The 248-nt window shown below is 64.9% G+C and carries 1 pseudogene; it reads right to left on the bottom strand.

Going from position 1 to position 248, the window contains the following annotated elements:
- Nucleotides 1-248 (bottom strand): annotated as a pseudogene (locus tag SB816_RS33930) (hypothetical protein); the annotation flags it as partial.

Genomic DNA, 248 nt, shown 5'->3' on the forward strand with positions numbered 1-248 from the left:
GCAGCTGCGTGAACGGCTGCGGCATCGGATAGGTCGTGACCTTGTCGTACGAATAGATCGGGTTGCCGGCCTTGTCGACGCCGCCATAAGCGAAACGATGGATGCCGCGCACGTCGCTCGTGCGCCAGATGTCGCCCTTGGTGTCGACCCACCAGCCCCAGCCGCCCGCCTTCGCCTTGCCGGTCGTGTTGATCGTGAATTCATCGGCGTCGAGCCGGCCGTTGCCGTTCGCATCGCGCCAGATCCAG

It is taken from the genome of Achromobacter sp. SIMBA_011 (assembly GCF_046535435.1).
In the GTDB taxonomy this organism is placed as follows: Bacteria; Pseudomonadota; Gammaproteobacteria; order Burkholderiales; family Burkholderiaceae_B; genus Achromobacter; species Achromobacter dolens.